Genomic DNA, 8,130 nt, shown 5'->3' with positions numbered 1-8,130 from the left:
CCTCTAAGGATACAATACAGTATAGGCGATTGATGATGACTCGAACTCAATTGATCGCCTGTCCGATAATGTTACCGCTTTTCTTATCAACGCTTGCCTGACGGGAACACCAGTCTGATTTGACGGCCCCTCCTCACATCGAGCATAACGTCCTGACGTCATGGCAAAAATTCAATGACCTGCTGCCAGTCTGCCAGGACGTGTTAAACGGACCAGACATTCTACTTCCGCGGGCCGAACCGAGAGGCTACCGCGTACTGACCGAAACGGGCCAGGATGTCTGGCACGTTTTTCTGGCGGGCGCCACGCCAGCTTGGATCATTTCCCAAAAACATGGATGCCATGTGACCATCGTAAAAGCCAAGAGCCCTTCACGTGGGTTTGATGTTGTTTACAGCGGAGTTTTTGCCTCAAGCCACGCCGTCACCACCGAGGCCCTGCTCAGCGCAGGCATCCAGGTTTCTACAGAACACGAAATTCTCAAGGCTTATGAGTATTGGAAACACTTGTGCCAAAAGTGACATCAAGCCATTCATCTTTTTCGTGCCAAATGCCATTGATCCATGTTTGTACGCGGCTTCGGCAGACTGGATCCTCCACATAATTGCAGCGGATATCCGGTTCAATACGATGCACTTTGCTGCGGATTTTGACAGGTGATAAGCCACCCCCCAAGAAATTCCAAAAGCTGATCGTCTGCCGAGACGGATAGGCAAAACTGATATCTACAACATGCTGAATTTGTTGACCTAGCAATGTAAGCACATAACCGACACCACCCGCTTTCGGGCGCAGTAAATGCTTGTAGGGTGACTGGGTATTTTGGTGCTTTTCTTTCGAAAATCGAGTGCCTTCCGGAAAAACCATGATGGCGACAGGAATGTTTCGGAATTTTTCACATGCCCGCCTCGTCAACGCCAGATCTTTACCTGCCTTATGCGGATATTTTTTGAGATAGGCTCGGCTGTAGCGCCGCATAAACGGAAAGTCCAACGCCCACCATGCCAAACCGAGCACTGGCACCCAAATCAATTGGCGCTTCAAGAAAAAAGTCAGAAAGGGCGTGCGCCGATGCAGTAAATATTGCAACAACAAAATATCGGCCCAACTTTGATGGTTCGCTACGACCAGACAGGACCGTCGTGGCGCATCCGGTAGCTCCCCTTCGATGCACAACTGTGGTCGACTGATCGTGGTCAAAATCAGGTTGTTTGTCGCCACCCACCCTTGCGCCGTCTGCATTAAAATCGGGCGCAAATATTTGCGCCACTTTTCCGGCAAGATCGCCTTGACCAGCCCTAACAAGAGTATCGGCAATGCCATCACCAAGGTGTTGATGGTCATCATCATCAAAGCCACCGCGGCGCGCCCATGAGTTTGCATCATGCCCCGAAATCATTGTCCATCGATGCACGCATTTTAATTATCCGCTCATCGAGACGCCAGTGGTAACCGCGTCTGTACGAAATATCCGCACATGCACTCAGAAATTGTCGCTAGGTTTTACAGCACACAGCCGATAAAATAAAGACACATTGACCAATGCAGAGCCCCCACGCCATGATAGATGCGGAGACACTCGAAACACTTGCCAAGCGGATTGAAGCGGCCTTGCCTCCTTCAGTTCGAGCGATGCACGAGCAAGGACGCCAACATCTGCGCACACTTATAGTTTCGATACTGTCTGACTTTGATTGGGTGCCCCGGGAAGAATTTGAGGCCCAGGTTCGAGTGCTACAAAAAACACGGGAAAGAGTGATGGCGCTGGAGCAACGTTTGAAAGACTTGGAAGCACAGTTAAACTCAGAATAGCCATAACGCCATTCAATCCGCTCAGACGACGCAAGGAGGCGCATATGACATTGTCTGTGATACTCAGTCGGGCCGTTTGTGGTATTCGAGCGCCCCAAGTTCATGTTGAAACCCACTTAGCTGGCGGACTGCCAAGTTTCAATATGGTCGGTTTGCCAGAAACCACCGTCAAAGAGGCCAAAGACAGAGTCCGTTCGGCGCTACAAAACTGCCGATTCGATTTTCCCCAGCGTCGGATCACTGTCAATCTTGCACCTGCCGATCTGCCCAAAGAAGGGGGGCGATTCGATTTGCCGATTGCCGTAGGCTTGTTGCATGCCTCCGGCCAGCTCGGTCAACTTGCACTTGACGACTTTGAATTTGTCGGTGAACTGGCGCTGAGTGGCGAGATTCGTGGCGTTGCAGGCATCCTGCCGCATGCCATTGCGGCTGCCCATGCCGGTAAAGTTTTGGTGCTGCCCAAAGACAACGAAGACGAAGTTTCGTATGTGCCCAATCTCAAATATATCGCAAGCGATCATCTTCTGGCCATCACGGCGCATCTAAAATCACACCCTCACAGTTTCCAGACCAACTCAACACAAACGACGTTACTGTCCACAACCACCTCGACGCTTGACCTCAAAGAGGTGATAGGGCAAGGGCTTGGCAAGCGTGCACTGACCATCGCTGCCGCAGGCGGTCATCACCTGCTGTTCGTGGGGCCTCCCGGCACCGGAAAAACCATGCTTGCCGCCCGTCTACCCTCAATTTTGCCACCCATGAACATGGACGAGGCTCTGGAAGCAGCAACGGTCGCATCCATCGCTGGTCTCTCATCAGGGTATCGTTTCGGCGAGCGCCCTTTTCGCGCGCCCCATCACACAGCATCAGCGGTCGCGCTGGTCGGCGGTGGCTCACGACCTCGCCCCGGGGAAATTTCCTTGGCACACCGCGGTATTTTGTTTCTGGACGAGCTTCCAGAATTTGACCGCCGCGTCCTTGAGGTATTGCGTGAGCCGCTCGAATCCGGACACGTTGTGATTTCACGCGCCGCTCAACAAGAAACGTTTCCAGCCAACTTCCAGCTGGTCGCGGCGATGAACCCCTGCCCATGTGGCTACTTTGGCACACAGGTCAAGCCATGCCGCTGCCAGCCAGGACAAGTGCGACGCTATCTTGGCAAATTGTCAGGGCCTTTGCTTGATCGTATCGATCTGCACGTTGAAATTCCGCCACTGCCGCGCGGCACACTCACACGCGCTCAAAACGCCAGTGGCCCATCTTCAAGTGAAGTCCGTGAACAGGTGATTCAAGCCCGGAACCGCCAATTCGCCCGGCAAGGCTGCCTAAATGCTGCGCTAGCTGGCAACGAATTCAAACGGCACGTCCAGCTCTCGGAAACATGCGGTTTGTTCCTTGAAAATGCGATGACAAAACTTAAACTTTCGACACGCGCCTTTTATCGGATTGTGCGCGTGGCCAGAACGATTGCCGATTTAGAAGACAAACCCCACATCACCACAGAGCACCTCTCTGAAGCCCTGCAATATCGACAATTTGACAGGCTGCAAACGCGCCTGCAAGAAATGATTGGGCTCGTTGCAGGCTAAAATTTTCCGGCACGTAAACGCTTTCTCACTTCCGGCAAATGCCGACGACTCACTGTGAGAGATTCGTCAATGGCCGGCAGATACACTTCTGAAGCCCCAACGTCGTTCTTTCTCAGTGCCCCGATTTCACGAACAGCCACCAACGCATTTCGATGAATCCGCACAAAGCGCTCGGCAAATTCCTCTTCCAAAGATTTGAGTGGTTCTTCGGTCAGAATCTCTCCTTGGGAATGCCGGATAAGGACATATTTCTGTTCAGCGCGAAAATAGTAAATGTCCTCAACCGGAATGCAGTGAAGCTCACCACGCCATGTGACCGAAATATGCGTTCGTACCGCAGGTGCCTTGGGCAGCTGGGCGCGCGTCGGGCGGCAGACGCGCTCAAGGGTCTCTAGCAGCTTTTCCTTCTCGACGGGCTTTAACAAATAGGCCTGTCCACCCGCATCAAATGCCGACAAGGCATGTTCATCAAAGGCGGTGACAAAGACAATCGCTGGCTGGGGGTCAAGTGCTGCCAGACGACGCGCAACATCGACACCACTGCCATCCGGCATCTGCACATCCAGTAACACGATGTCAGGTTGCCGCTGCGTACAAAGCGCGATGGCATCGCTCGCATTCGCTGCGCTCCCCACAACCTGATATGCCGCTTCATCAGCGAGGAGCCGTTCAAGCCGCTGGCGTGCTAACGGCTCATCATCAACAATCACAACATCCAGTTTAAGTCTCATGCCTTCGCCTCCGCAGTGACGCGAACAGCAGGTAATGTCACGCGAACACAAAACCTATCGTCCTCTTGCCCAACGGCAACACCAGCTTCCAGTCCATACAGCCAACGTAAGCGCTCGCGAATATTCGCCAGGGCCATACCGTGCCCCGAGCTTTCCCCCGCAGACGTCGGCATCGGATTGCAAACTTGTATGATGAGTTTGTCGCGCTTGATTTCCACGTCAACAACAATTGACCCGCCTTGTGCACGACAGGCAATGCCGTGCACAATCGCATTTTCTAATAATGGCTGCAAAACCAACGCAGGCACCATCACTTGACTCAGTTTTTTAGGTTGTTTAAGCCGCCAATCTACTTCAAGCCGGTCACCCAGACGCCACTTTTCTAACATCAAGTAATGCTCGCTCAGCTCTAATTCCTGTGTCCACGGAACCAGGGCGTCGGGATTGGTCAGGGATGCCCGGAACATTCTGGCTAAGGCATGTAAGGCCTTTTCCGCCAATACCGTATCCTGATACAGCAGCTCGGCAATCGTGTTGAGCGTATTAAACAGAAAATGCGGACGAATCCGTGCATGCAAAGCCTCAATGCGGGCTTTTGCCTCCGCTGCCAGTCGTTCACGGTAGCTGTACTGCAGATAGAAATAACGCAAAAAAACAGCGCCAATAATCGCAGAAATCACAAGGTGACGACCTAATTGTTGCCACTGTTCCAATCGTGGCCATCTAGGCCAATCCCCATGTCGCCCTAGTTCTATCAACCAATAGCCAGCGAGTGAAACCAGCAGTGTCGCCACGACAATCGATAACCATGCCACCAGGGCCACCCCCCAAACAGGCCAGTTGGCAGACTGTCGACGCAGGACGCACAGCGCTCCCGTGCTCAGCAATGCTGTCCATAACACATAGAGGGAAACAAGTCCTAAGTCAGACCAAGTGGGGAGGGGGTAAGCTGCCAATGTCAGCACAATCGCGAGCAACTGTGCTGTTACCACCACCAAGAGTAGGCTTCTTGGCGTACAAAGGTCAGGCAAAATGCCGCTTTCCCTGTGATTCAATTCCACACTGTCTCACCTTCTAATTTTTAGGAACATTCTGTGTCCCGAGTTGGCACAAGGCGCGCAACTTTTGACTACACTTGTATCAATGTCGCGCACCCCTAACGTTATGAACAAGTCTAGCACGCGTCTTATCCAGCATCCGCCCAACCAAATCGATAAAAAGGTGCTGGATGAGGTGCGTCGTCGTTTTGTCTTGCTCAGCCAGTATCGCTGGCAACGCTTAAGAGATGAAAGCACCTCTGGACGTAGGCTTCTCCTTGATGCGCTCGCGATATTATTGCACGAGAATCATCCTCGGCTCCCTGGCTACATCGGCAAACATGCGCCTTCTGGCATCATCGATTTCAACCCGAATAAATTCCAGATCGCCGCGGCCAAACGTCTGAGTCGCAGTTATCAATATCAGCGACGTGCCAGCCACCAAAGTGACATTCTCGCACTCTACCTGATGGGGTCGGCGGGCACGCTCGGCGAAGAACCGAATAGTGATCTGGATATTTGGGTATTTCATCGCCCTGATTTGTCTACGGAGGCGGTGAACGCATTACAACAAAAAGCGGCCGCCATAGAACTTTGGGCGGAATCGCTGGGTGTTGATTTGCATCTGTATATCATGCCCCCCGACTATTTTCAGCAAACAGACACCGCGCCTATCGATCAGGAACACTGCGGCACCAGTCAACGACGGTTACTACTTGAGGAATTCTATCGGACCCACGCTTGGATCGCTGGCGCCTACCCAATCTGGTGGCTCGTTCCCCCGAATGAAGAACACAACTACCAACCTTACGTCAACCGGCTGATACAACAAAGGTTTCTGGACACTCGAACGTGGTTGGATATCGGCGACATTAGCCTATTACCCAAAGAGGAATTTCTTGGGGCTGCGCTATGGCACTTACACAAATCCGTTGAGTCGCCTTACAAGTCAAATTTAAAGATGATGCTCATGGAAGCCTATTTTGCTCAGGCACCGAGCTTTATGCCTGTCGCTACTGAGCTTAAGCGCGAAATTTATCTGAATCACCTCGATCCCAGGCTTCTCGATCCTTATGCAGCCATGTATCGCCATGTCGAGCGCACGCTACTTGCTGAGAATAGGCCCGAAGCGTTGGAGTGGGTCAGACATTGTCTTTATATGAAAACCAACACTCGCTTGGCGACACGGCAAGGCCGCTCAAAACTTTGGCGCGCACATTTGCTCGCTGATTTATGCCGTCAGTGGGGATGGGATGAATATCGTATCCGCCAGCATGATCGGCTCATGACACGACCAGACTTTTATGCCCTCCGCAACGAGCGGTCGCAATTAATGCGCCATCTATTCGAGTGTTACCACCGATTGAAACAATACTACCGCGCCAGTCGCATTCGACCGGCGATCAGTGAAGCAGATCTTAACGCCATCGGACGGCGCCTTACCGCCCTGTTCGAGCACGCGCCCGACAAAATCGAACAATTACACTTGGGCTTTCTTCGCCATTATGCCGAGACAGAAGTGACTGTCGTTCAAGGAAATGACCATTGGCATTTGTATTCTGGTCTTCTGGATCAAATACCGACAGGTGCCAAACCATTGTCACGCCAACCAAGCTTTTGCCGGCTGATGGCGTGGGGCATCGCCAATCAAGTCGTGCAACGAGAAACCAATTGGCGCTGGCTAAATCAACCCGACAATGTGCTGGTGGCTCGTGCGCGGGCGCTTGTCCGACGTATGACGCAACGCTGGCCGTTCGAGCAAACACCCCCACCACTGGCGCAATTTAAAAAACCGTCCCGCGTACAAAAGGCCGTATGGATTGTCAATGCACCGCCGCTAGCACCTGAAAACAGAAAAAGGCAGCTCTGGATAGTCGCCAACATGAATCCCCTGTCCTTTGGCAAGTCACAAGAAAATTTTCTATGCAGCCTGGACTTGATTACAGGCGACAGCTGGGGACAAATTCATCATCGCCGTTTTTCCGGCACCGCTGCCTTGACTGGCCATTTCATGACGGTCAAGGATTGGCACCAAAAAGACATCGAACCCGAACAAATTTGGCTGTCTAGCCCCGGCCCATATAGCGAAATGCTTAAAACCTATCTCAAACAAATCAACCACCTCTGGAAGCAATGTCTCTCTGAAAACGGACGCCTTCTGGTCAAGTTAGGTACTCAGTTTCTGCTACTGGATGGCCAGACCGGCGAAATCTCGGCTGCCGACGATGTCGATGGTTTGTTGGCAAACCTCGCCGAGCGTCACACACCCGCCATCTTCCAGCCGTTGATTGTCGCGCCGCACACCCTGCAAAACGAGCCGCTTGCGGTACTTTGCACGGCAGGGGCACGAGCCACATGGGAATGTCATATCCAACATACCAAAAGCCACACAGTCATCTGGTTTGTCGACGAATTAGGAGGCATCGCCCGCTACCCGTGTGCCAACCACACCTATGTGGCACACCTCGCCGCCTTGCAGGCTTGGCTGACGTATCTCGCGCAGCAGACAACACCGACCCCCACCATTCGCTGGTTCAAAGTTGAATATGATGATTCCGGCTGGCGTCGACAAGAAATCTCACCCGCCCATCAAAGAGCCTCCTATACACCCATCGATGTGATGCTGCACGTCGACAATGGCGCGGCAAAGCTCTCGACCCTCCAGTGTGGTGAACAGCAATTCAACTTCACCGATAGCCGTCCTTTCAAATGGTCAGCCCTTCACGAGCTTGATTCCGCACCAGATCATCGCGCACCGCCGCTGGTTCGTTACTGCCGCCTCGTCGGCGATCGCTCGATCAACAGTGCGGCGCTGCTTCAATTGAAACATCAACTTGAGCAACGCTTGAACGCCGGACTCTTTGCCTAATCAGTCAACACATCAAGTTGTTGGTGCCACCATTGGCGAAGATCGGCGATTTCTTCAGGGCAAACTGCGTGCGGCATGGGGTAATCATG

8 protein-coding genes are annotated in these 8,130 nt (G+C 52.7%); 4 read left to right on the top strand and 4 right to left on the bottom strand.

The window, feature by feature from the left end; genetic code table 11:
* Positions 1-119 precede the first annotated feature (119 nt).
* Complete coding sequence (locus D6694_00700; protein ID RMH48302.1) at positions 120-521, top strand: DUF523 domain-containing protein; 402 nt, start codon at positions 120-122, stop codon at positions 519-521.
* On the opposite strand, the gene D6694_00695 is transcribed toward D6694_00700, so the two are convergent.
* Positions 481-1,386 (bottom strand): acyltransferase, encoded by a 906-nt coding sequence (locus D6694_00695; GenBank protein ID RMH48301.1) that lies wholly within the window; start codon positions 1,384-1,386, stop codon positions 481-483. The genes D6694_00700 and D6694_00695 overlap by 41 nt on opposite strands.
* A gap of 156 nt (positions 1,387-1,542) precedes the next feature.
* Here D6694_00695 and D6694_00690 point away from each other — a divergent pair, with 156 nt between their 5' ends.
* The gene (locus D6694_00690) at positions 1,543-1,812 is read left to right on the top strand and encodes an accessory factor UbiK family protein (GenBank protein RMH48300.1); all 270 of its coding nucleotides are present in this window, start codon (positions 1,543-1,545) and stop codon (positions 1,810-1,812) included.
* A 44-nt stretch (positions 1,813-1,856) separates the two neighbouring features.
* Positions 1,857-3,404: an ATP-dependent protease gene (locus D6694_00685; GenBank protein RMH48299.1), complete on the top strand. Its 1,548-nt coding sequence runs from the start codon at positions 1,857-1,859 to the stop codon at positions 3,402-3,404.
* Here the strand turns inward: D6694_00685 and D6694_00680 are convergent.
* Positions 3,401-4,123: a DNA-binding response regulator gene (locus D6694_00680; GenBank protein RMH48303.1), complete on the bottom strand. Its 723-nt coding sequence runs from the start codon at positions 4,121-4,123 to the stop codon at positions 3,401-3,403. The genes D6694_00685 and D6694_00680 overlap by 4 nt on opposite strands.
* Before the next feature lie 8 nt (positions 4,124-4,131).
* Complete coding sequence (locus tag D6694_00675) at positions 4,132-5,196, bottom strand: sensor histidine kinase (protein RMH48298.1); 1,065 nt, start codon at positions 5,194-5,196, stop codon at positions 4,132-4,134.
* Positions 5,197-5,278: 82 nt separating this feature from the next.
* Here D6694_00675 and D6694_00670 point away from each other — a divergent pair, with 82 nt between their 5' ends.
* Complete coding sequence (locus D6694_00670; GenBank protein RMH48297.1) at positions 5,279-8,041, top strand: hypothetical protein; 2,763 nt, start codon at positions 5,279-5,281, stop codon at positions 8,039-8,041.
* On the opposite strand, the gene D6694_00665 is transcribed toward D6694_00670, so the two are convergent.
* A partial coding sequence (locus D6694_00665; GenBank protein RMH48296.1) for a carboxylesterase occupies positions 8,038-8,130 on the bottom strand: 93 nt, incomplete at its 5' end. The two genes, D6694_00670 and D6694_00665, sit on opposite strands and share 4 nt — an antisense overlap.

The sequence above is a fragment of the Gammaproteobacteria bacterium genome, from assembly GCA_003696665.1.
Lineage (GTDB): Bacteria > Pseudomonadota > Gammaproteobacteria > Enterobacterales.
This window is presented reverse-complemented; position numbering and strand designations above follow the sequence as displayed.